Raw genomic sequence first — 23,780 nt, forward strand, 5'->3', positions numbered from 1 at the left:
GTTCGTTACGCCCCTGCCTTGGTGACGGCCGGTTCGTCGGTCAGCGTCGCTTGTTCTGGTACGTCGAGTTGGCCGGTCTCGTGGAATTCGAGCTGGCGGCGGCGGTTGGCGATGATGCCTTCCGGGCGGAAGCGCATGAGCAGGATGAGTGCGATGCCGAAGGCGAGCAGCGACTTGTCCTGGAGGAAGACGAGCTTCTCGGGGAGGAGGTAGAGCAGGGCGGCGCCGAGGAGCGGGCCGGCGACGGTGCCCATGCCGCCGAGGACGACGGCGGCGAGGAGGAACGCGGAGTTGGGCGGTGCGGCGCCGGCGAACTGGTAGGGGTTGGGTACGACGCTGTAGGTGACGTGGGCGCTGACGGTGCCGGCGAGGCCGGCGAGGGTGGCGCCGAGGGCGAAGGCGATGAGTTTGACGCGGAAGCCGTTGATGCCCATGGCGGTGGCGGCGGTCTCGTCCTCGCGGATGGCGATCCAGGAGCGGCCGATGCGGGAGTCGGCGGCGCGGGTGTAGACGAGGACGACGATGGCCATGATGAGGACCATCAGCAGGTAGTAGTTGGCGAACCGGCCGAGGGAGAAGCCGCCGAGGTCGTGCGATTCCCCGAAGTTGAATCCGAAGAAGTTCAGGTCGGGGATGGACGGGATGCCGTTGGGGCCGTTGGTGATGTCGGGGCCGGAGACGCCGTCCATGTTGTTGACGGCGATGCGGAAGATCTCTCCGAAGCCGAGGGTGACGATGGCGAGGTAGTCGCCGCGCAGTCGCAGGGTGGGGGCGCCGATGAGGACGCCGAAGACGAGGGAGGCGGCGGCGCCGGTGAGGGCGGCGGCCCAGAAGGGGAACTGGACGCCGGAGAACTTGGAGAACTCTGAGCCGGAGACGAGGGCGGCGGTGTAGGCGCCGACGCCGAGGAAGGCGACGTAGCCGAGGTCGAGGAGGCCGGCGAGGCCGACGACGATGTTCAGGCCCAGGGCGACGGTGCCGAAGATGAGGATGTTGACGCCGATGTTGGCGTAGTGGTCGTCGGTCTGGGTGAAGGGGAAGAGGATGGCCGCGACGAAGCCCATGGCGAGGGTGAAGCTGCGGTTGGCGGCGACGAGGCGGGAGAACCGGTCGAGGAGGCCGGCGGTGTGCAGGGCCCACATCGCGAAGACGACGACGATGAGGTAGCCGATGAACAGTTCGCCGTATTCGGTGTCGATGCCGTAGGTGAAGATGCCGAGGCCGGCGAGGGTGACGGCGGTGATGGTGAGCCGCTGGATCCAGCCCGGCACGGTCTGGGGGGCGGCGATGTGGTCGGGCTTGGCGATGTAGGCCTTGAGGGTTTCCTTGGCGTTCTCGGTGTGGTGCTCGGGGAGGGCGAGGGCGCCGAGGAGGGGGACGGCGGAGGCGATGGCGGCGATCCAGCCGCCGGGCTCCAGGTTGGCGAGGCCGCCGAGTTCGGCGCTGATCGAGATGATCGTGTACCAGGTGGCGCCGAACGCGGCGAGGGCGGTGAGGAAGAGGGGGGCGTTGTTGCGGGCGGGCAGGAGCCAGCCGAGGCCGCGGACGCCGTAGGACGCGAGGGTGAACAGGGTGACGAGGATGCCCGCGGTGAAGGTGAGCCACTGCAGGCCGCCGGGGTAGCCGTTGACGGTGAGGTCGCCGGGGAATTCGGCGGTCCAAGTCCAGGCGAGGAAGGTGGAGGCGGTGGTGGCGATGCCGCCCGCGAGGAGCAGGGCGCGGGCCGCTGCGGCGGGCAGGGGGAGGAGGCCGCGTGCGGCGGGCGCCGTGGGGGCGTCCGCGGGCGGGGTGGCGGGGGTCTTGGTCGTCTCGGTCATGTGATCACGCCCTGTCCGCGACGCGCTCGCCGAGCAGGCCCTGTGGCCTGAACAGCAGTACGAGGATGAGGAGGCAGAAGGCCCAGACGTTGGCCCAGCTCTGGCCGCCGAGCTGCTGCATGCCGGGGATCTCGTCGATGTAGGCGGAGGCGAGGGTTTCGGCGATGCCGAGGACGAGGCCGCCGAGCATGGCGCCGTAGATGTTGCCGATGCCGCCGAGGACGGCCGCGGTGAAGGCCTTGAGGCCCATCAGGAAGCCCATGCGGTAGTCGATGTTGCCGTACTTGAGGCCGTAGGAGACGGCGGCGACGGCGGCGAAGAATCCGCCGATGGCGAAGGCGATGACGATGATGCGGTTGGTGTCGATGCCCATGAGCTGTGCGGTGTCGGGGTCCTGCGCGGTGGCCTGCATGGCGCGGCCGGTGCGGCTTTTGCGGACGAACCAGGCCAGGGCGGACATGCACACGATGGCGGCGAGGATGAGGAAGATGTCCGCGTCCTTGATGGTGACCGAGCCGAGGTCGTGGGTGGTGTCGAGGCTCGGGAAGGAGCGGGCCTTGTCGGCGCCGGGGTAGAAGTTGCGGACGACCTCCTGGAGGGCCAGGGAGAGGCCGATGGCCGTGATGAGGGGGGCCAGTCGTGGCGCCTGCCGCAGCGGCCGGTAGGCGAATCGTTCCGCTCCCACCGCTACGAGGACGGCGACGATCCCGCCGCCGACGAGCATCAGGGGCACCGCCGCCCACATGGTGGTGCCGTCGGGGAGGATGTAGAAGTAGACCGTGAGCGCGCCGAAGGCGCCGGTCATGAAGATCTCGCCGTGTGCGAAGTTGATGAGCTGGACGATGCCGTACACCATCGTGTAGCCGATGGCGATCAGCCCGTACATCGAGCCTAGGAGCAGCCCGTTGGCCAGCTGCTGCGGCAGGGTGTTCACCGCGTGGCCTCCATGTCACTGGTGGTCGTGTGCACTGTCGTGTGCGGGGTCTGGGTGTGGAAAGGGCCGCGCGGTCGGGGTCCTCCTTCCGCGCGGCCCGTGCTGCGTGTTGCTGGCGGCTGGCGATCAGCCGTTGAAGGTGCCGGTCTTCACAGCCTTCCACTTGCCGTTCTCGACCTGGTAGACCGTCAGCTGCTTGTTCGTGGTGTCACCGAACTCGTCGAAGGCGACCTTGCCGGTGATGCCCTCGAAGTCGGACTTCTGGACGGCCTCGACGACCTTGGTGCGCAGGTCGTTCTTGATGTCGCTGGGGAGCTTGCCGCCGTTGGCGTCCTTGGCGGCCTTCACGGCCTTGATGATGGCGGTGGCGGCGTCGTAGGCGTAGGCGCCGTAGGCCGCGTAGTCGCCCTTGTAGCCCTTGGACTTGTAGGTCTCGATGAACTGCTTGGCGGCGGGCAGGGTGTCCGCGGGGACGCCGACGGAGGTGGCGAGGTCGCCCTCGGAGGCCTTGCCGGCGGTGTCGATGTAGGTGGAGGCGAACATGCCGTCGCCGCCGAACAGCGGGATCTTGACGCCGGCGTCCTTGAGCTGCTTGGTGATCAGCGCGGACTCGTCGTACTGGCCGCCGTAGTAGAGGATGTCGGCGCCCGAGTTCTTGATCTTGGTGACCAGGGAGCCGAAGTCCTTGTCGCCGGTGTTGACGTGGTCGGTGCCCGCCACCTTGCCGCCGAGCTTCTTGAAGGACGCGTTGAAGATCTTGGCCAGGCCGGCGCCGTAGGTCTGCTTGTCGTCGACGACGAAGGCCTTCTTCTTCTTGAGGCCGTTGTAGGCGTAGTCGGCGGCGAAGCCACCCTGCAGGGCGTCGGTGGTGGCGGTGCGGAAGTACGACTTGTACGGCCGCTTCTTGCTGGTCTGCCAGTCCTTGCCCTGGGTCAGCTCGGGGTTGGTGTTCGAGGGGGAGATCTCGACCATGTTGGCCGAGTTGAACACCTGCTGCATCGACTGGGCGACGCCCGAGTTCAGCGGGCCGACGGCGCCGACGGTGGTGGCGTCGCCGACGAGGGCGGTGGCGTTGGACTGGCCGGTGGCGGGCTGCGCCTTGTCGTCCAGGGCCTTGACCTTGAATTTCACGCCGGGAACCCAGTTGTTCTTGTTGGCGTCGTCAACCGCGATCTGGACGCCGTACTGGATGCCGAGGCCGGTGGTGGAGTTCTCACCGGACAGGGGCGCGTCGACGCCGATCGTCAGCGTGGTGCCGGACCCGCTGTCGCCGCTCTTGCCGTTGTCGCGGGAGCCGCAGGCGGTGAGAGTCAGAGCTCCGGTGGTGAGAACGGAGGTAAGAATCACCAGAGAACGCTGTCGCACAATCAGTCCTTTCAGCAGGCAACGTCGGCCCCTGTGGGGGGACGGCAGGTGCTGCGCTGGTACCGAACTCCCGATGGAGCGGTGACTGGCCGTGACTCTAAGCCCGGTATGCGGACAGTGGCAGCGCCGCGAGCTTCCTTGTGACTTTCTTGTTATGACGTGCCCCGGGATGCGCCGGACCGGCGGAGGCTCTCGGCCGTTTTGGCGGAATTTCCCCTCGGTCCACATTCTGAGAATTCGCACTTCCGGTTGGGCGCGGGCCGGGAGGTGCCGATGGCTGGTCGCGGGCGGCGTGAAGCGGGCGGGGAGGGGCGGCGGGGCGAGTGCCGTCGGAGGGGAGACCGGAGGGCCGTATTGCGCCCGTGTTACGCAGCGTTACGTCCAGAAAGGGAAGGTCCGTATTCGGGGGCAGTCCCGAACGGTCGGATACGGATGCCCCCACGGTGATCTTGCGGGTTGTCCCCGCTTTGACGGGAAGTCGGGCCGGGGGAGCGTCCAGTCCGTGAGACGCGTGAATCCGGCGCCCGTGACGTTCCGGGAGGCTTCCGGGCCGTTGTCAAAGGTGACCACGAAGCGGAAAAGGCCGTTCGCCGTGGGGGAGTTGACGGGCTGACGGCCCCGGTCCCGCTCCTGGCGCAGCCCCATGGAAAGACGGTGAAGCAGGGGCGAATCGGTCCAAATGGCGCAAAGAGGAACGGAGAAGGGGCAGAGGTGACGGGCCGCCGCCGTGCCCCGGACCGCCACCCCCGCCCCGTCCCCGGAGAGGGTTGTGCTTCGTGCGTGCGGATCAGTCGGTGGTGCGCACGTGGGCCTCATCGCCCGGCCGTACGTCCCGCAGCATGCAGGTCAGCCGCGCCGTGCACACCCGGCGGCCCTCGTCGTCGCTGATCACGACCTCGTACGTCGCCGTGGAGCGGCCCTGGTGCACGGGGGTGGCGACGCCGGTGACCAGGCCCGAGCGCACCCCGCGGTGGTGCGTGCAGTTCAGGTCGACGCCGACGGCGATCTTCGAGGTGCCGCCGTGCAGCATCGACCCCACCGATCCCAGGGTCTCGGCCAGCACGGCGGAGGCGCCCCCGTGCAGCAGCCCGTACGGCTGGGTGTTGCCCTCCACCGGCATCGTCCCGACCACGCGCTGCGCCGACGCCTCCAGGATCTGCACACCCATCCGCGTGCCCAGGTGCCCCGCTGAGAACAGAGCCTGCAGGTCGACGCCGAGCGCGGCGTACTCGTCGACGACCTCCTGCGGGAACTTCACGTGCTGCTGCTCGCCCATGGACAGGCTCCGTTCGTCATGATCGGCCACTCGTCACTGAGCAAACGCTCAGTCGGCCGCCGATTGTTCCAGACGCACCACCACGGACTTGCTGGCCGGGGTGTTGCTGGTGTCCGCGGTGGCGTCCAGCGGCACCAGCACATTGGTCTCCGGGTAGTACGCCGCCGCGCACCCCCGCGCCGTCGGGTAGTGGACGACCCGGAAGCCGGCCGCCCGCCGCTCCACGCCGTCCTTCCACTCGCTGACGAGGTCCACGTACGACCCGTCGGCGACGCCCAGTACGTCGGCGTCCTCGGGGTTGACGAGCACCACCCGGCGGCCGCCCCGGATGCCCCGGTAGCGGTCGTCGAGACCGTAGATCGTGGTGTTGTACTGGTCGTGCGAGCGCAGCGTCTGCAGCAGCAGCCGCCCCTCGGGCAGTTCGGGGTGCTCGACCGGCGCAGCGGTGAAGTTGGCCTTGCCGGTGGCGGTCGGGAAGCGGCGCTCGTCGCGCGGGGCGTGCGGCAGGGCGAATCCGCCGGGCCGGGCCACGCGCGCGTTGAAGTCCTCGAAGCCGGGGACCACCCGGGCGATCCGGTCGCGGATCGTGGCGTAGTCCTTCTCGAACTCCTCCCACGGCACCACGCTGCCCTCGCCGAGCACCCGGCGCGCCAGCCGGCACACGATGGCCGGCTCGGACAGCAGGTACCCGCTCGCCGGCTCCAGACGGCCCCGGGAGGCGTGCACCATGCCCATGGAGTCCTCGACGGTGACGAACTGCTCGCCGCCTCCCTGCACATCCCGCTCGGTGCGGCCGAGCGTGGGCAGGATCAGGGCACGCGCGCCCGTGACGACGTGCGAGCGGTTGAGCTTGGTCGACACGTGCACGGTCAGCCGGGCCCGGCGCATGGCCGCCTCGGTGACCTCGGTGTCGGGCGAGGCGGAGACGAAGTTGCCGCCCATGGCGAAGAAGACCTTCGCCTCTCCGTCGCGCAGCGCGCGGATGGCCCGTACGACGTCGTAGCCGTGCTCGCGCGGCGGGGCGAAGCCGAACTCCCGCTCCAGGGCGTCCAGGAAGGCCGGGGCGGGGCGCTCGAAGATGCCCATCGTGCGGTCGCCCTGCACGTTGGAGTGGCCGCGCACCGGGCACACGCCCGCGCCCGGGCGGCCGATGTTGCCGCGCAGCAGCAGGAAGTTGACCACCTCGCGGATGGTGGGCACGGAGTGCTTGTGCTGGGTGAGGCCCATCGCCCAGCACACGATGGTGCGCTCGGAGGCGAGCACCATCCGCAGGGCCTGCTCGATCTGCGCGCGCGTGAGACCGGTCGCGGCGAGCGTCGCGTCCCAGTCGGCGGCGCGTGCGGCCTCGGCGAACTCCTCGTACCCATGGGTGTGTTCGCGGACGAACTCCTCGTCGACCGCGCCCCGCGTCTCCAGGATCAGCCTGTTGAGCAGGCGGAAGAGGGCCTGGTCGCCGCCGATGCGGATCTGCAGGAACAGGTCGGTGAGCGCGGCGCCGGTGGTCAGGCCCTTGGGCGTCTGCGGGTTCTTGAACCGCTCCAGGCCCGCCTCGGGCAGCGGGTTGACGCTGATGATCCTCGCGCCGCCCGCCTTCGCCTTCTCCAGGGCGGAGAGCATGCGCGGATGGTTCGTCCCCGGGTTCTGCCCGGCGACGATGACCAGGTCCGCCCGGTGGAGGTCCTCCAGCAGGACGCTGCCCTTGCCGACGCCGATCGTCTCGGACAGGGCCGAGCCGGAGGACTCGTGGCACATGTTCGAGCAGTCGGGCAGGTTGTTCGTGCCGAGCTCCCGCGCGAACAACTGGTACAGGAACGCGGCCTCGTTGCTGGTGCGGCCGGAGGTGTAGAAGACGGCCTCGTCGGGGGAGCCGAGGGCGGCGATCTCCTCAGCGACGATGTCGAAGGCGCGCTCCCAGGTGACCGGTTCGTAGCGGTCCCCGCCCTCGGGCAGGTACATGGGGTGCGTCAACCGCCCCTGCTGGCCCAGCCAGTAGCCGCTGCGGGTGGCGAGGTCGGCGACGGGGTGCGCGGCGAAGAACTCGGGGGCGACCCGGCGCAGGGTTGCCTCCTCGGCCACCGCCTTGGCGCCGTTCTCGCAGAACTCCGCCGTGTGCCGGTGCTCCGGCTCCGGCCACGCGCAGCCCGGGCAGTCGAAACCGTCCTTCTGGTTGACCCGCAGCAGGGTCAGCGCGGTGCGCTTCACGCCCATCTGCTGCTGCGCGATGCGCAACGTGTGCCCGATCGCGGGCAGTCCCGCCGCCGTGTGCTGCGGTGCGGCGACCTGCGGCGCGTCCTGAACCGGATCGGCCTTGGGCGGCCTCGTTGCCATCGCGCGCTCTCCTTCGCCGGTACGTGTGAAGTACGTCTCCGCATACTCCCACGTGGTACTGACACCTATCCCGGCCGGGCCGGGGAGCACCGGCGTCGGGGCTTGCGCTGTGGGGACCTTGCCCGTGCCATCGGACCCCCGGGTCGTCGGTGTCCGCGACGCCGGCACCCGTGCCCGTCCCCGCGACGCCGGCACCCGCGCCCGTGTCCGCGACGCCGGCACCCGCGCCCGTGTCCGCGCCGCCGGCACCCGCGCCCGTCTCCGCGCCGCCGGCACCCGCGCCGTGGGCGTCCGTCGACGCCGAGTCCGCGTTGCCGTCGCTGTGCCCGCGTCGCCGTCGCCCTGCCCGCGTCGCCATGACCATGCCCGCGTCGCCATGACCATGCCCGCGTCCCCGGCGCACGGCGCGGGCGTCCGGGTCCGCGCCGGGATCGCCCGCGCCGCGCCGACCGGGCGCCCGAGCCGGGCCGGGCGCCCGAGCCGGTGCGTGGGGTCGGCTGTCAGTGGGGCGTGGCAGGATCGGGGGCGTGGCAGAAACAGCATCGAAGACGACCGACAAGACCTCCGGCGGCGCCCGCCCCCGGCTGATGCTCATGGATGGGCACTCGCTGGCCTACCGCGCGTTCTTCGCGCTGCCCGCGGAGAACTTCACGACCGCGACGGGCCAGCCGACGAACGCGATCTACGGCTTCGCGTCGATGCTGGCCAACACCCTCCGTGACGAGGCGCCCACGCACTTCGCGGTGGCGTTCGACGTCTCGCGCAAGACCTGGCGCTCCGAGCAGTTCACCGAGTACAAGGCGAACCGCTCCAAGGCCCCGGACGAGTTCAAGGGCCAGGTCGAGCTGATCGGCGAGCTGCTCGACGCGATGCAGGCCCCGCGCTTCGCGGTCGAGGGGTTCGAGGCGGACGACGTCATCGCCACCCTCGCCACACAGGCCGAGGCCGAGGGCTTCGAGGTGCTGATCGTCACCGGCGACCGCGACTCCTTCCAGCTGGTCTCCGAGCACACCACGGTGCTGTATCCCACCAAGGGCGTCTCCGAGCTGACCCGGTTCACCCCGGAGAAGGTTCTGGAGAAGTACGGGTTGACCCCGGCCCAGTACCCGGACTTCGCGGCGCTGCGCGGCGACCCCTCCGACAACCTCCCGGGCATCCCCGGCGTCGGCGAGAAGACCGCCGCGAAGTGGATCAACCAGTTCGGTTCCTTCGCGGAACTGGTCGAGCGGGTCGAGGAGGTCAAGGGCAAGGCCGGGCAGAACCTGCGCGACCACCTTGAGGCGGTCAAGCTGAACCGCCGGCTCACCGAGCTCGAGCGGCACGTCGAGCTGCCGAAGACGGTCACGGACCTCTCGCGCGCCCCGTACGACCGCAAGGCCGTCGCGATGGTGCTGGACACCCTGGAGATCCGCAACCCCTCGCTGCGCGAGCGGCTCTTCGCCGTCGACCCGGGCGCCGAGGAGGCCGAGGCCACCCCGATCGCGGCGGAGGGGGTGGAGCTGGACGGCGCGGTGCTCGGCACCGGCGAGGTGGCCCCCTGGCTCGCCGAGCACGGCACGCAGGCCCTCGGCGTCGCCACCGTCGATGCCTGGGCGCTGGGCACGGGCTCGGTCGCCGAGATCGCCCTCGCCGCGTCCGGCGGCGCCGCCGCCTGGTTCGACCCGTCCCAGCTGGACGAGGCCGACGAGACCGCGCTCGCGTCCTGGCTGGCCGACGCGGGCCGCCCCAAGGTGTTCCACAGCGCCAAGGGAGCCATGCGGGTCTTCGCCGAGCACGGCTGGCGCGTCGAGGGCGTCACCATGGACACCGCGCTCGCCGCCTACCTGGTCAAGCCGGGCCGCCGCTCCTTCGACCTGGACGCGCTGTCCCTGGAGTACCTGCACCGGGAGCTGGCGCCCGCCGCCACGGCCGACGGACAGCTGGCCTTCGGCACGGACGAAGGCGCCGAGGCCGAGGCGCTGATGATCCAGGCCCGCACGATCCTCGACCTGGGCCGGACCTTCGAGGACCGTCTGCGGGAGGTCGGCGCAGCGGACCTGCTGCGCGACGTGGAGCTGCCCACCTCCGCCCTGCTCGCCCGCATGGAGCGGCACGGCATCGCCGCGGACCGGGCCCACCTGGAGGCCATGGAGCAGATGTTCGCGGGCGCGGTCCAGCAGGCCGTGAAGGAGGCGCACGCGGCGGCCGGGCACGAGTTCAACCTCGGCTCGCCCAAGCAGCTCCAGGAGGTCCTCTTCGGCGAGCTGGCCCTGCCGAAGACGAAGAAGACGAAGACGGGCTACACCACCGACGCCGACGCCCTGGCCTGGCTCGCCGGCCAGACGGACAACGAGCTGCCGGTGATCATGCTCCGCCACCGCGAGCAGGCGAAGCTGCGCGTCACCGTCGAGGGGCTGATCAAGACGATCGCGGCGGACGGCCGCATCCACACCACGTTCAACCAGACCGTCGCCGCCACCGGCCGCCTGTCGTCCACGGACCCGAACCTGCAGAACATCCCGGTCCGCACCGACGAGGGCCGGGCGATCCGCCGCGGCTTCGTCGTCGGCGAGGGTTTCGAGTCGCTGATGACGGCGGACTACAGCCAGATCGAACTGCGCGTGATGGCGCACCTCTCCGAGGATGCGGGCCTCATCGAGGCGTTCACCTCCGGCGAGGACCTGCACACGACGGCGGCCTCCCAGGTGTTCGGAGTGGAGCACTCGGCGGTGGACGCGGAGATGCGCCGCAAGATCAAGGCGATGTCGTACGGCCTGGCGTACGGGCTGTCGGCCTTCGGCCTGTCCCAGCAGCTGAACATCGAGGCGGCCGAGGCCCGTGCCCTGATCGACGCCTACTTCGAGCGCTTCGGCGGGGTCCGGGACTATCTGCGGCGGGTGGTCGACGAGGCGCGGGCGACCGGTTACACGGCGACGCTGCTGGGCCGCCGCCGCTACCTGCCCGACCTGAACAGCGACAACCGCCAGCGCCGCGAGGCGGCGGAACGCATGGCCCTGAACGCGCCGATCCAGGGCACGGCGGCGGACATCGTCAAGATCGCCATGCTGAACGTGGACCGGGCGCTGCGCGAGGCCGGCCTCACCTCGCGGATACTGCTCCAGGTCCACGACGAAATCGTGCTGGAGATCGCCCCCGGGGAGCGGGCGGCGGCGGAAGAGCTCGTCCGCCGCGAGATGTCCGGCGCGGTCCGGCTCAGGGCACCCCTGGACGTCTCCGTGGGCGTGGGCCCGGACTGGGAGTCCGCGGCGCACTAGCCGTGCCGCCCCGACCCCGGCGGAGGGGGCCCCGCGGCACCGGGTGCCCGGGGCGCCTCCGCCCGGTTCGGTGTGCTGTGCGGAGCCTCTGCGCCTGGGTCGGGATTCCCGGTGACGCCCAGGCGGCGGGCCTGGTGACGCGCAGGCAGCGGGCCCGGTGATGCCCTCGCCGCCGTGGGCCCCGTCACTCACGTGGCCCCCGCAGAAACGCACCCGCCGGCCCCGCCCGACAGGATGCGGGCATGGGTATACGCATGCTCAACCACCGGTCGGCGGTGTCGCGGGCAGACGGCGGTGCGGACCCCGCCGGAGCGCCTGAGCCGGTCCCCGCCTTCGCGGCCGACGCAAGCACCGCCCGCATTCCCACCGACCTCGCGACGACCCTGCGCCGCGCCGCGACCGCCCTCCGGCACCGGCTCACCCCCCGCGAGCCCGGCCCCGGCGGCACACCCCCCTGGCGGCTGTGGGCCGACGTGGCCCGCGGCTACCTCGCGCTCGTCCTCGCCCGGCTGCCCCGAAGGCGCCGGCTGCCCCGATCGCCCCTGCGGTCCCCGGGGCGGGGTCTGACCGTCTTCGTCGTGCCCGCGAGCACCGTCAGCGACGGGCCGGACGGCCCGCCCGCGCGTCGACCCCGCCGGAACTGCCAGGACCCGCGGCCCGGTCGCCGCCACCCCCAGGGGCCCGAGCCGGACGCCACGCCCTGACGCCCACGGCGTACAGCAGCAGTCCCGGCACAAGTCCGGCGCCCGCCCCGAAGCACAGCGTCGGCACCAGCTCCCACGGCTTCGCCGACGTCCCGCCGAGGGCCCACTGCCCCGCGGCCCGCTGCACCGCCCCGGCCACCGCGCACCCGCCGATCACGGCCCCGGCCCACCAGCGGTCCCGGGCCGACAGCCGCGCCACCCCCACCGGCTCACCCGCCGGTGCCCGCCGCAGCGCGTGCACCAGGAACCAGGTGATCCCGGCCGCGGCCACCACCGAGCCGCCGTACTGCAGGTACCAGTACAGGGGCGCGCCCGCCAGGTGGCTGCCCAGCACCGGGAACACCCGCATCCCCCACCGGTCGAGGTGCGTGAACGCGTCCCACACCACATGCGTCGACGCGCCCAGCGCGGCGGAGGCGTACCACCTCGGCACCGTCGACGGCCGCGGGCGCGCGCGTGGCGCCCCGCACCTCGTCAGCGCCACCACCGGCCCCTGCCGGTGCCGCGGCAGCAGCGCCACCAGCGGCTCGCGCACCACCAGCCACAGCCCCACCAGCGCCCAGGCGATGAGCACATCGACGGTGAAGACCCCGGGGAAGGAGTGCGTGACGGCGCCGAACTCCATCGCGCCGGGCAGCACGCTCGCCGCGTAGTAGGTCATGTCGGGCGCGAAGGAAGCCGCCACGAGCACCGCGGGCACCAGCGGCCCCCGCCCGGTCCCGTCTCCGCGCACCGCCGGCAGTACGGCCGCCGCATGACTCAGTGTGAACGGCAACGTGCCCCTCCCCAAGGACGTCGACCGGGTCCGGAAGGCCCGGGTGATCACCGAAGTCCAGTATGCGGGAGGCCTGTCCGCGCCGCTTCGGGCAACAGCACGTGGCCAACCGGTGAAAAACGGGCGCGAACGGGTCCCGGGACAAAGGAAGTTGTCGTAGGGTCGCCTGGGTCGCTCTGTCCGCCGCCGCGGTCGAACGGGCGAACAGGCCACTCGACGGCGCGGACAGAACACCCCAAGAGCTCCACCAGGGCAACCACCAGCACGAGTCAACCGTCACAACAGGGCGTACAGGCAGACACGGACGGACGCTCGGGCGTCCACGGGAGGAGTTCACTCCATGGCGGCGCATTTCGGCAGGAGGCTGCGCAAGGGAGCGGCGACCACCGCCGTGGCTGCGGCAGCGGTCGCGGCCCTGTCCGCATCCCAGGCCCCGGACGTCACGGCCGACGACCACGGCAGACAGCCCACCGCCGGCGCCACCCCCTCTCCCGACGTGAGCGCCGACGGCAGCGCGACCGGCAACTCCCCCTACTACACGGACCTGCCGCCGCTCAAGAGCCCCAGCCCGGCGCCCACCGTCGGCACCCCGGCCTCCCGCGGCCCGGCCGAGTCCGGCATCCCCGCCACCGTGCTCGACGCCTACAAGAAGGCCGCGGCCGAGCTGCGCGGCTCCAAGCCGGGCTGCAACCTGCCCTGGGAACTCCTCGCCGCCATCGGCAAGGTCGAGTCGGGCCAGGCCCGCGGCGGCCGTGTCAACGCCTCCGGCACCACTCTCTCGCCGATCCTCGGCCCGGTCCTCGACGGCAAGGGTTTCGCGCACATCCGCGACACCGACCACGGTGCCTACGACGGCGACAGCACCTACGACCGCGCGGTCGGCCCCATGCAGTTCATACCGTCCACCTGGGCCTGGGCGGGCCGTGACGGCAACGGCGACGGCAAGAGGGACCCCAACAACATCTACGACGCCGCCCTCGCCGCCGGCCACTACCTGTGCCGCAATGCCTGGGACCTGTCCGTCGACGCCGACGTCAAGCGCGCCATCCTCAGCTACAACCAGTCGCAGGACTACCTGCACACCGTCCTGACCTGGCTGGACTACTACCGCAAGGGCACCCATTCCGTCCCGGACGGCACGGGCACCCTGCCCTCGGGCCGCAGCGACGACACGCCCGGCGCCGGCCCCGATCCGTCGACGCCGAAGCCGTCCACACCCAAGTCGAGCCACAAGCCCGGCAAGTCCGGCAAGCCCGGCAAGGGCAGGCCCGGCGAGCCGGGCGCTCCCGGCACGCCCCCACCGTCCACGCCGGCACCGCCGTCCTCGCCCACCCCGCCGTCCGGCCCGTCCTCGCCGACCCCCTCACCCACGCCCACCGAGACGGTCGACCACCTCGCGGACGCGGGCACGGCGAAACTCACCGCGATGGCCGGGGACGCGTTCGCCCAGAGGATCGGCACGCGCGCCGAGACCAAGGACGGCAAGGGGGTCGGCAAGGTCCGGATCCGCTTCACGATCAGCGGCGACACCGACACCGTCTTCACGGGCGGCGAGAAGGTCGCCACGGTCGTGACCGACAGCGCGGGCGTCGCCACCGCGCCCACCCTCCAGGCCGGCGAGACGACGGGCGGCTTCACCGTCCGCGCCCTCGTCGTGGGCCGTACCGTCCACGGCGTCGACTACGCGGCCACCGTCACCCCGCGCGCCGCCGACACCCTCACCCGGACCGACGACAACCCGCTGACCTGCACCCCGGGTGGAGAGTTCGCCGGGCAGGTCCAGGTGAAGGCCACCTACAAGGGTGCCGTCGCGGACAAGGTCGCGGCGACCGCCACCCTGATCAAGTCGGCAGACGACCCCACCGAGAACGACAAGGGCCCCTACTTCAAGGACGCCGAAGGCAACCCCGTCCGCGCCCTGCAGGACCTCCGGACCGACGGCAACGGCCTGCTGACGCTGCCGAAGCTGTACGCGGACGACACCACCGGCACCTTCCTGCTCCGCATCGAGACCACCGGCGGCGCCACGCTGACGGTCGAGCTGAAGGTCGCGGCGGCGGACTCCTCGGCCGACCCGTCGCCCAGCCCTTCCACCAGCCCGTCCGCCTAGGATCGGCCCAGGACCTGACGACGGGACTGGTTCCGGACACGCGGCACCGCACGAGGGCGCCTCTCCGCCACCCCGGCGGGGGGCGGCCTCGTGCGTGCGTAAGGCACCACGTGCTCTCATCTCGCCCACCCGCCGCCACGCCGCCCCGTACCTGACGGTGCATCACCTCAGACTCGCCCGCTCGCCCGCTCGTCGAGTGCGCGGCCGGCGCGCCGGAACCGGAGCCGGGCCGGCCGGGCGCCGGAGTCGGTCAGCGCCTGAGCCGGGCGTTGGTGTGCCGGGTGGCCTCCGCGCCCGCCGGGTCCTCGGGCCAGGGGTGCTTCGGATACCGTCCGCGCAGCTCGGCCCGCACCGCCCGGTAGCCGTCCCGCCAGAACGAGGCGAGGTCGGCGGTGACCGCGGCGGGCCGCCCGGCGGGGGAGAGCAGGTGCACCAGCACCGGCACCCCCGCGACGGCCGGAGACCTCTCCAGCCCGAACATCTCCTGCAGCTTCACGGCGAGCACGGGCTGCTCGGGATCCGCGTAGTCGACCCGGATCCTGGACCCACTGGGTACGGTGATCCGCTCCGGGGCGAGCTCGTCCAGCCGGGCGGCCTCGCCGGACGCCCAGGGCAGCAGCCGGGCCAGCGCCTGCCCGGCGTCGATCCGCGCCAGGTCCGCCCGCCGCCGGGCGCGGCCCAGTTCGGGCTCCAGCCACTCCGCCACGCGGGCGAGCAGAGCGTCGTCGCCCACGTCGGGCCAGGGCTCCCCGAGCTGCCGGTGCACGAACGCCAGCCGCTGCCGCAGCGTGTCCGCCTCCGGCGACCACCGCAGTAGCCGCCACCCCTCCCGCCGCAGCCCTTCGAGCAGCGCCTCGCGCACGAGAGCGGGGGCCGGGGCGGCCAGAGGGCGCGCCTCCAGCTCGACCGCGCCCAGCCGCGTCACCCGGCGCGCGACGACGTCACCGTCGCCCCAATGGACCTCGTCCCGCTCCTCCAGCAACGCCCCGGCCGCGCGCCGCGCGACCTCCTCGTCGACGGCGGCGGCGAGCCGCACGCGCGCGTGCGCCCGGCCCACCGGACGGTCCGCCACCGCCACCGCGACCCAGGGCACGCCCCGCAGCGCGGAACCCTCCTCGATCTCGGCCCGCGTCCCGGACACCATCAGATACGACCCCCCGTCGAGCCGGGCGACCCGCTCGGGAAACGCGAACGCGGCGACAAGCCCGGCGACGTACTCGTCCGGTCCGGAGTGGCCACGCGTGTCCGTCACCTCCGGTCCGGACTCGCCGCGCCGACCCGCCCCCTGCCGTCGCGCGCCGCCGCGCCGAGCCGTCACCTCCAGCCCCATGTCGCCGCGCCGGTCCGTCACCTTCGGTCCCGTGTCGCCGCGCCGGTCCGTCCCCTGCCGGCCGGAGCCGGCCGGATCGGCCCCCGCCTCGCCCCGTGCGGGCGGTTGGGAGACGTCCGTCAGGACGGCACGCAGGCGCCGTACCTCCGCGCGCCAGCGCGCCGCGTAGGCGTCCCCGGCGCCGCCGCGCCGCGCGCCGCGCACCGCAGACGCGAGATCGTCGCCGTACTCCCGGGGCGCCTCCTCGCCGAGCAGCGCGACCACCTCGGCGGCCCGTTCGGCCCCGACCAGGGGCGCCGCGTCGAGCAGCGCCCGCCCCAGCCGCGGATGCACCCCGAGCCGCGCCAGCCGCACCCCCCGCTCCGTGGCCCTCCCGGCCGGGTCCACGGCCGCCACCGCCGTCAGCACCGACCGCGCCGCCGCCATCGCCCCGCCCGGGGGCGCGTCCAGCAGGGCCAGCCCGGACGCGTCCGGATCGCCCCAGCAGGCCGCTTGCAGGGCGAACGCCGTCAGGTCGGCCACCTTGATCTCCGGCGCCGGGAACCGCGGCAGCCGCACGTCCTCGGCCTGCGCCCAGCACCGGTACACCGTGCCCGGCGCCTCGCGCCCGGCACGGCCCGCCCGCTGCCGCCCGGCCGCCTGCGAGGCCCGTACGGTCGTCAGCGCGCTCAGCCCCCGCGCATGGTCCACCCGTGGCTCCCGGGCCAGCCCCGAGTCCACCACCACCCGCACCCCGGGCACCGTCAGCGACGACTCGGCCACCGACGTCGCGAGGACGACCCGCCGCCGCTGTCCAGGAGCCAGCACCGCGTCCTGCACGGCCGCGGGCGCCCGGCCGTGCACCTGGAGCACCTCCACCCCGCCGAGATCCCCCATCTGCCCGGCGACCCGCGCGATCTCGCCCACGCCCGGCAGGAAGCAGAGCACGTCCCCCGTCCGTTCGGCGAGCGCCCGCCGCACCACCGACGCCACATGCGCGAGCAGCGCGGGGTCCACGCGCGTCCCGTGCGGCGGCCGTACCGGACGCGCCGGCGGCGCCCACACCACCTCCACCGGATACGCGGCACCCGCGGCCTCGACCACCGGCGCCCCGCCCAGCAGTTGGGCCCAGCCCTCCGCGTCGGTCGTCGCCGAGGCGGCCACCAGCCGCAGCTCCGGGCGCAGCGTCTCCCGCACGTCCCACACGAAGGCCGCCACCGTGTCGGCGTCCAGATGCCGCTCGTGGCACTCGTCCAGCACGACGACGTCGACGCCGGCCAGCTCCGGATCCCGCTGCAGCCGTTGCAGCAGCACCCCGGTGGTGACCACCTCCACGCGTGTGTGGCGTCCGACGACGCGCTCTCCGCGCACGGTGTGGCCGACGGCCCCGCCGGGCTTCTCACCCAGCAGCCACGCCATCCGGCGTGCCGCCGCCCGCGCCGCGATCCGCCGCGGCTCGGCCACGACCACCCGCCGCGCGGGCCCCTCGCCCAGCAGCCCGGCCAGCGCGAGCGGCACCAGCGTCGTCTTGCCGGTGCCGGGCGGCGCGACGAGCACCGCGGTGCCGTGACCGTCGAGGGCGTCGTTCAGGGCGGGCAGGGCGCCTCGCACGGGCAGTGCGTCCAGGGCGTCGTAACGGATCACGTCCCCAGTGTCGTACGCCGGGCGAGTGGGGCGGCCCGCGCGTGTCCCGCGCCCGGCGGGCGGCGCCGTACGGGCGCGTGCCGCCCGTTCAGTCCCGCTCGCACAGGAAGACGGCCGTCCCCGGGATCAGGCTGCCGCGCAGCGGGGACCAGCCGCCCCACTCCGAGCTGTTCCAGGCCGGCCACTCCGGCTCGACCAGGTCCACCAGGCGGAAGCCCGAGGACACGACGTCCCGGACCCGGTCGCCGAGGGTGCGGTGGTGTTCCACGTACACCGCGCGCCCGTCCTCGTCCTGCTCGACGTAGGGCGTGCGGTCGAAGTAGGAGCCGGACACGGAAAGGCCCTCCGGGCCCGGCTCGTCCGGGAAGGCCCACCGGATCGGATGGGTCACGGAGAAGACCAGACGGCCGCCCGGCCGCAGTACGCGGCGCACCTCGCGCAGCACCAGCCGCGGGTCGGCGACGAAGGGCAGCGCGCCGTACGCCGAGCACGCCAGGTCGAAGGAGGCGTCCGCGAACGGCAGCGCGGCCGCGTCGGCGCACACCAGAGGGAACGAGCCGCCGATGCGCAGCGCGTGCTGGAGCTGGCGGTGGGAGATGTCCAGGGCGACCGGGCGCGCGCCCTGCGCGGCCAGCCAGCGGGAGCACTGGGCCGCGCCGGCGCCGATCTCCAGGATCTCCTTGTTCTTCAGCTCCTCGGGCGGGCCGAGGAGCTCGGCCTCCACCTCGTCCAGGCCCTCGGGGCCCCACACGAAACGGTCGTCGCCCAGGAAGGTGCCGTGGTCGGTCTGGTACTCGTCCGCGTTCCGGTCCCACCAGCCCCGGTTGGCCCGGGCGCTCTCCGCCGCATCGGCCTCGCGGCGGGTGGCCTCCGGTTCGAACGGTTCGGGCTCTTGGATGATCGGCTCCCTCGTCGTACTCTTCCGTCCAACCCGTCCGGGGGTGTCGCGGCACGGTCGTCGTGGGACACGCGTGGCCTCGGGAGACAGGTTTTGTGCCGGGTATGCGGCGATCCGCCCCGGGTGTGCGCCTTCGCGCATTGACCCTGCCCGGCTGCCCCCGTATGCTACAAGTTGCGCTGCGGGCCTGCGCACCTCAGACGTAGCAGGCTGCGCTCGCATCTGTTGTATGTCCCCTCGGTTGTCGAGGCGCCACCGTGTTTTTGTGTGGCGCTTCCTTGGCTGTCCGGCTTCTGCAGAGCGAAACGGGCTCCCGGCGTAAGCAGTACCTACGACTCAATGTCCGTACCGGAGCCCTTTCCCACATGACGAGCAGCACCGAGACCACCGCCACCACCCCGCAGGTTGCGGTCAACGACATCGGTAACGAGGAAGCCTTCCTCGCCGCGATCGACGAGACGATCAAGTACTTCAACGACGGCGACATCGTCGACGGCGTCATCGTGAAGGTCGACCGGGACGAGGTCCTGCTCGACATCGGTTACAAGACCGAAGGTGTCATCCCGAGCCGCGAGCTCTCGATCAAGCACGACGTCGACCCCAACGAGGTCGTCGCCGTCGGTGACGAGATCGAAGCCCTTGTTCTCCAGAAGGAGGACAAGGAAGGCCGCCTGATCCTCTCGAAGAAGCGCGCCCAGTACGAGCGTGCCTGGGGCACCATCGAGAAGATCAAGGAAGAGGACGGCATCGTCACCGGTACCGTCATCGAGGTCGTCAAGGGTGGTCTCATCCTCGACATCGGCCTCCGCGGCTTCCTCCCCGCGTCTCTCGTCGAGATGCGCCGCGTCCGCGACCTCCAGCCCTACGTGGGCAAGGAGCTCGAGGCGAAGATCATCGAGCTGGACAAGAACCGCAACAACGTGGTCCTGTCCCGCCGTGCCTGGCTGGAGCAGACCCAGTCCGAGGTCCGCCAGACGTTCCTCACGACCCTCCAGAAGGGTCAGGTCCGCTCCGGCGTGGTCTCCTCGATCGTCAACTTCGGTGCCTTCGTGGACCTGGGTGGCGTCGACGGTCTGGTCCACGTCTCCGAGCTGTCCTGGAAGCACATCGACCACCCGTCCGAGGTCGTCGAGGTCGGCCAGGAGGTCACCGTCGAGGTCCTCGACGTCGACATGGACCGCGAGCGTGTCTCCCTGTCGCTGAAGGCGACCCAGGAAGACCCGTGGCAGCAGTTCGCCCGCACCCACCAGATCGGCCAGGTCGTGCCCGGCAAGGTCACGAAGCTGGTTCCGTTCGGTGCGTTCGTCCGCGTGGACGAGGGCATCGAGGGTCTGGTCCACATCTCCGAGCTGGCCGAGCGCCACGTGGAGATCCCGGAGCAGGTCGTCCAGGTCAACGACGAGATCTTCGTCAAGGTCATCGACATCGACCTCGAGCGCCGCCGCATCAGCCTCTCGCTGAAGCAGGCCAACGAGGCCTTCGGTGCCGACCCGGCCTCGGTCGAGTTCGACCCGACCCTGTACGGCATGGCCGCGTCCTACGACGACCAGGGCAACTACATCTACCCCGAGGGCTTCGACCCCGAGACCAACGACTGGCTCGAGGGCTACGAGACCCAGCGCGAGGCGTGGGAGCACCAGTACGCCGAGGCGCAGCACCGCTTCGAGCAGCACCAGCAGCAGGTCATCAAGTCCCGCGAGGCGGATGCCCAGGCCGCTGCCGAGGGTGGCGAGGCCGCCGCTCCGGCCGCGTCCGGCGGTTCGTACTCGTCCGAGGGCGGCGACAACTCCGGCGCCCTGGCGTCGGACGAGGCGCTGGCTGCCCTGCGCGAGAAGCTCGCCGGCGGCCAGAGCTGACGCTCGCCCAGGCGGTAGCCGAATAACCGATTGCGGCCCGCATCCCCTACTCGGGGGTGCGGGCCGCAGCCGTTGCCCCAGTCGTGCGACAAGAAGCCGCGAAAGGGAGCCCGTTGGGAATGCGGGCGCCCCGCACCACGTTGTTCCGGGGGAACACGAGGAGGAGCGGTCACAGTGCTTGATCCGCAGGGTTTGTACGCATGGGAACCGAAGGGCCTGGCCGTCGTCGACACGGCGCTCGCGCAGGAGTCGGCCGGACTCGTCATGCTCTACCACTTCGACGGATACATCGACGCGGGGGAGGCCGGCGACCAGATCGTCGAACGCCTGCTTGACTCGATGCCCCACCAGCTCGTGGCCCGTTTCGACCACGACCGGCTCGTGGACTACCGAGCCCGCCGCCCGCTGCTGACCTTCCAGCGCGACCGCTGGACCGGCTACGAGGACCCCGCCATCGAGGTGCGCCTCGTCCAGGACGCGACGGGCGCGCCCTTCCTGCTGCTCTCCGGGCCCGAGCCGGACGTGGAGTGGGAACGCTTCGCGGCCGCCGTGCGCCAGATCGTGGAGCGGCTCGGCGTGCGTCTGTCGGTGAACTTCCACGGCATCCCGATGGGCGTGCCGCACACGCGCCCGGTGGGCCTCACACCGCACGGCAACCGCAGCGACCTCGTCCCGGGCCACCGCAGCCCCTTCGAGGAGGCCCAGGTGCCCGGCAGCGCCGAGGCGCTGCTCGAGTACCGCCTGATGGAGGCCGGGCACGATGTCCTCGGCGTCGCCGCGCACGTCCCGCACTACATCGCCCGGTCGCCGTACCCGGACGCGGCGCTGACCGTCCTGGAAGCCATCACCTCCGCCACCGGGCTGGTACTGCCGGGCATCGCCCACGCCCTGCGCACCGAGGCCCACCGCACGCAGACGGAGATCGAGCGGCAGGTCCGGGAGGGCGACGAGGAGCTCACCGCCCTCGTCCAGGGCCTGGAGCACCAGTACGACGCGGCCGCGGGCGCGGAGACCCGGGGCAACATGCTCGCCGAGCCCGCCGACATCCCCTCCGCGGAGGAGATCGGCCGCGAGTTCGAGCGCTTCCTGGCGGAGCGGGAGGGCGACGCCTGATCCGATACGCTGCCGGATGACCGCCCCGCCCGTCCCCGCCGTCGCGGGAGTCGTCCGGTGGGCCTGACCGGCGGTATCGGAGACGGCAAGTCGTCCCCGCCGCTGCGGGGGTTGTGAGGTGGAGGCGCGGTCATGTTGTCCGTGGGTCTGACCGGCGGCATCGGCGCCGGCAAGAGCGAGGTGTCCCGGCTGCTCGTGGAGTGCGGGGCCGTCCTGATCGACGCCGACCGCATCGCACGCGAGGTCGTCGCCCCGGGCACGCCCGGCCTCGCGGCGGTCGTCCGGGCGTTCGGCCCTCAGGTGCTCGCCGGGGACGGCAGCCTGGACCGCCCCAAGCTGGGCTCCGTCGTCTTCGCCGACCCGGAGAAGCTGGCCGTCCTGAACGCGATCGTGCACCCCCTGGTGGGCGCCCGCTCCCGCGAACTGGAGACGGCGGCCGACGAGGACGCCGTGGTGGTCCACGACGTCCCGCTCCTCGCGGAGAACGGCCTCGCGCCGCTGTACGACCTCGTGGTCGTCGTCGACGCCGCTCCCGAGACCCAGCTCGACCGGCTCGTCCGGCTGCGCGGCATGACCGAGGAGGACGCACGCGCGCGCATGGCCGCCCAGGCGACGCGCGAGAAGCGTCTGGAGGTCGCGGACATCGTCATCGACAACGACGTACCGCTGGAGCGGCTCCACCGCCGGGTGCGGGAGGTGTGGGCCGAACTCGAGCGCCGGGCCCGCGCGCCGCGAGGCGAACCCCGGGAATAGCGTGGCCGTCACGGGGCGTTGAAGACCTCCCGCGAGGGAAGGAATTTTCTGTGCCCGAGATCAGCGGTTCCAGCGGACCTTCACCGGAGACGCACGTCATCGACTTCCGTGCGGCCGAGCAACTGCTTGCCGCCCGGGACCCGCGGGGCGCGGTGAAGCTGCTCGACGGCGTCATCGCCGCCCACCCGGAGAACACGGCCGCCCGCCTGCTGCGTGCCCGTGCCTTCTTCGCGGCCGCCCAGCTGCGTCCGGCGGAGCTGGAGTTCACGGTCGTACTGGAGCGCGAGCCGGACAACGCGTTCGCCCACTTCGCGCTCGCCCGCACCTACGAGCGGCAGGGCCGCCCCGACCAGGCCAAGCGCCACTTCCGGCTGGCGGCCGCCCTGGACCCGAAGCCGCAGTATCTGCAGCGCGCCCAGTTCGACTCCTGAGCGGATCCACTCCTGAGCGGATCGACTGCTGAGCGGATCGACTGCTGAGCGGATCTGCGGCTGAACTGATCGCTGTCGCCCACTCCCCGAGCGCGGGTGTCACGGCGGCCAGTACGGCGGGACGTCGCGACCCGGCTGGTAGTGCGGGCCCTGCCGGATGTGCCGGACGATCACGGCCAGGTCGACTCCGATCACCAGCAGCAGCACTCCGCAGGCGGCCGCCCAGCCGGGCCTTCCGACCAGCGCGAACACGGTCGTACCGAAGGCCGCCCAGACCAGCCCCCACACACTCAGCCAGAACCGCGCCCGCAGGGCGCTGCGGGCGGTCCTCGGCTCACTGCCCGTACGCATCGCCGACCACCACTCCTGCCTGCAACGTACTCCCCCGCGACGACTTCACCAACGGGGGAGCGCGCCGTGCCCGCCCAAGGGCGACGAGGCCGTGTCCGCCCGAGGGCGACGAGGCCGTGTCCGCCCGAGGGCGACGAGGCCGTGTCCGCCCGAGGGCGACGAGGCCGTGTCCGCCCGAGGGCGATGAGTTCGGCGCCGAGGGCCGGTCTACCTCTGCGACAGCACAACGGACCGCGTCCCCCAGGAGACACCCATGCCCAGGAACACCGCCTCCCATCGGCCGGCCGCCCCTGCGTCCGCTTCCGCGACGGCCACCGCACCGGGTGGCACCGCCCGGACCCCGAGCTCCCGAGACCGCGTCGGCACCGTCTCCGGGGGCCGCCGCCTCGCCCGTGCCACCCTGCGCGTGGTGCAGGTGCTGCTCGCACTCTTCTACGCGGGCGCGAGCGCGTTGCCCAAGCTGATCGCCCATCCGTCGGCCGTCGAGTCCTTCGACAGGCTCGGCTGGGGCAGCACCGGAATGTACGTCATCGGGACCCTGGAACTGGCCGGGGCCGTCGCGCTGCTTGTCCCGGTGCTGCAGTCGGTCGCGGCGATGGCGCTGAGCGCGCTGATGGTGGGCGCGTTCGTCGTCCAGCTCACCGTCTTCGACGGGCAGTACGCGGCGACACCGCTCCTCCTCGTCGTGCCGCTCGCCCTGATCGCCTGGGCACGGCGGAGCCACAACGCCGAGCTGCTGCGGCTGGTCCGACGCCGCGGGTGACGGTACGGCCGCCGGCTGCGCGACCATCGGGCCGTGATCCGGGACGCACCCGACCACCGGGCCGCGATCCCGGAGACATGCTCGACCACCGGGCCGCGA

Annotated in this window: 16 protein-coding genes; 7 read left to right on the top strand and 9 right to left on the bottom strand. The window is 72.2% G+C overall.

The window, feature by feature from the left end; translation table 11 throughout:
- Positions 1 to 5 precede the first annotated feature (5 nt).
- From ACF1A5_RS22595 to ACF1A5_RS22615, 5 genes are all read right to left on the bottom strand, one after another.
- Positions 6 to 1,817 (bottom strand): branched-chain amino acid ABC transporter permease, encoded by a 1,812-nt coding sequence (locus tag ACF1A5_RS22595; RefSeq protein ID WP_392194652.1) that lies wholly within the window; start codon positions 1,815 to 1,817, stop codon positions 6 to 8.
- A 4-nt stretch (positions 1,818 to 1,821) separates the two neighbouring features.
- The gene (locus ACF1A5_RS22600; RefSeq protein ID WP_356195520.1) at positions 1,822 to 2,751 is read right to left on the bottom strand and encodes a branched-chain amino acid ABC transporter permease; all 930 of its coding nucleotides are present in this window, start codon (positions 2,749 to 2,751) and stop codon (positions 1,822 to 1,824) included.
- Between the two features lie 126 nt (positions 2,752 to 2,877).
- The gene (locus ACF1A5_RS22605) at positions 2,878 to 4,101 is read right to left on the bottom strand and encodes a branched-chain amino acid ABC transporter substrate-binding protein (protein ID WP_392194711.1); all 1,224 of its coding nucleotides are present in this window, start codon (positions 4,099 to 4,101) and stop codon (positions 2,878 to 2,880) included.
- Positions 4,102 to 4,903: 802 nt separating this feature from the next.
- Positions 4,904 to 5,392: a PaaI family thioesterase gene (locus ACF1A5_RS22610; RefSeq protein ID WP_392194653.1), complete on the bottom strand. Its 489-nt coding sequence runs from the start codon at positions 5,390 to 5,392 to the stop codon at positions 4,904 to 4,906.
- A gap of 48 nt (positions 5,393 to 5,440) precedes the next feature.
- Positions 5,441 to 7,720, bottom strand: a complete 2,280-nt coding sequence (locus tag ACF1A5_RS22615; protein WP_392194654.1) for an FdhF/YdeP family oxidoreductase — start codon at positions 7,718 to 7,720, stop codon at positions 5,441 to 5,443.
- A gap of 527 nt (positions 7,721 to 8,247) precedes the next feature.
- Between ACF1A5_RS22615 and polA the strand changes: the two genes are divergently transcribed.
- Entirely contained in the window at positions 8,248 to 10,974 is a 2,727-nt protein-coding gene (gene polA, locus ACF1A5_RS22620) for a DNA polymerase I (protein WP_392194655.1), read from the top strand.
- A 594-nt stretch (positions 10,975 to 11,568) separates the two neighbouring features.
- On the opposite strand, the gene ACF1A5_RS22625 is transcribed toward polA, so the two are convergent.
- On the bottom strand, positions 11,569 to 12,453 hold the full coding sequence (locus ACF1A5_RS22625) for a DUF4184 family protein (protein WP_392194656.1): 885 nt from the start codon (positions 12,451 to 12,453) through the stop codon (positions 11,569 to 11,571).
- Positions 12,454 to 12,793: 340 nt separating this feature from the next.
- Between ACF1A5_RS22625 and ACF1A5_RS22630 the strand changes: the two genes are divergently transcribed.
- Complete coding sequence (locus ACF1A5_RS22630) at positions 12,794 to 14,563, top strand: lytic transglycosylase domain-containing protein (protein ID WP_392194657.1); 1,770 nt, start codon at positions 12,794 to 12,796, stop codon at positions 14,561 to 14,563.
- A gap of 250 nt (positions 14,564 to 14,813) precedes the next feature.
- Here ACF1A5_RS22630 and ACF1A5_RS22635 read toward each other — a convergent pair whose 3' ends face one another.
- Both ACF1A5_RS22635 and ACF1A5_RS22640 read right to left on the bottom strand, forming a co-directional pair.
- Positions 14,814 to 17,516, bottom strand: coding sequence for an ATP-dependent RNA helicase (locus ACF1A5_RS22635; protein WP_392194658.1), 2,703 nt, complete (start codon positions 17,514 to 17,516; stop codon positions 14,814 to 14,816).
- An 88-nt stretch (positions 17,517 to 17,604) separates the two neighbouring features.
- Positions 17,605 to 18,555, bottom strand: a complete 951-nt coding sequence (locus tag ACF1A5_RS22640) for a class I SAM-dependent methyltransferase (protein ID WP_392194659.1) — start codon at positions 18,553 to 18,555, stop codon at positions 17,605 to 17,607.
- Between the two features lie 224 nt (positions 18,556 to 18,779).
- On the opposite strand from ACF1A5_RS22640, the gene rpsA reads away from it, so the two are divergent.
- The 4 genes from rpsA (at position 18,780) to ACF1A5_RS22660 (ending at position 22,567) form a co-directional block, all read left to right on the top strand.
- Positions 18,780 to 20,270, top strand: coding sequence for a 30S ribosomal protein S1 (gene rpsA, locus ACF1A5_RS22645; RefSeq protein ID WP_392194660.1), 1,491 nt, complete (start codon positions 18,780 to 18,782; stop codon positions 20,268 to 20,270).
- A 174-nt stretch (positions 20,271 to 20,444) separates the two neighbouring features.
- Positions 20,445 to 21,383 (top strand): PAC2 family protein, encoded by a 939-nt coding sequence (locus tag ACF1A5_RS22650; RefSeq protein WP_392194661.1) that lies wholly within the window; start codon positions 20,445 to 20,447, stop codon positions 21,381 to 21,383.
- Between the two features lie 132 nt (positions 21,384 to 21,515).
- The gene (coaE, locus tag ACF1A5_RS22655) at positions 21,516 to 22,136 is read left to right on the top strand and encodes a dephospho-CoA kinase (protein ID WP_392194662.1); all 621 of its coding nucleotides are present in this window, start codon (positions 21,516 to 21,518) and stop codon (positions 22,134 to 22,136) included.
- A 50-nt stretch (positions 22,137 to 22,186) separates the two neighbouring features.
- Complete coding sequence (locus tag ACF1A5_RS22660) at positions 22,187 to 22,567, top strand: tetratricopeptide repeat protein (protein WP_356191489.1); 381 nt, start codon at positions 22,187 to 22,189, stop codon at positions 22,565 to 22,567.
- A gap of 99 nt (positions 22,568 to 22,666) precedes the next feature.
- Here the strand turns inward: ACF1A5_RS22660 and ACF1A5_RS22665 are convergent, their stop codons facing one another.
- Positions 22,667 to 22,918 (bottom strand): DUF6343 family protein, encoded by a 252-nt coding sequence (locus ACF1A5_RS22665; RefSeq protein ID WP_392194663.1) that lies wholly within the window; start codon positions 22,916 to 22,918, stop codon positions 22,667 to 22,669.
- 253 nt (positions 22,919 to 23,171) lie between these two features.
- On the opposite strand from ACF1A5_RS22665, the gene ACF1A5_RS22670 reads away from it, so the two are divergent.
- Positions 23,172 to 23,681 (top strand): DoxX family protein, encoded by a 510-nt coding sequence (locus ACF1A5_RS22670; protein ID WP_392194664.1) that lies wholly within the window; start codon positions 23,172 to 23,174, stop codon positions 23,679 to 23,681.
- The last annotated feature ends 99 nt before the right edge of the window (positions 23,682 to 23,780 follow it).

Origin of the sequence: Streptomyces sp. NPDC014864, assembly GCF_043081525.1 — a bacterium.
In the GTDB taxonomy this organism is placed as follows: domain Bacteria; phylum Actinomycetota; class Actinomycetes; order Streptomycetales; family Streptomycetaceae; genus Streptomyces.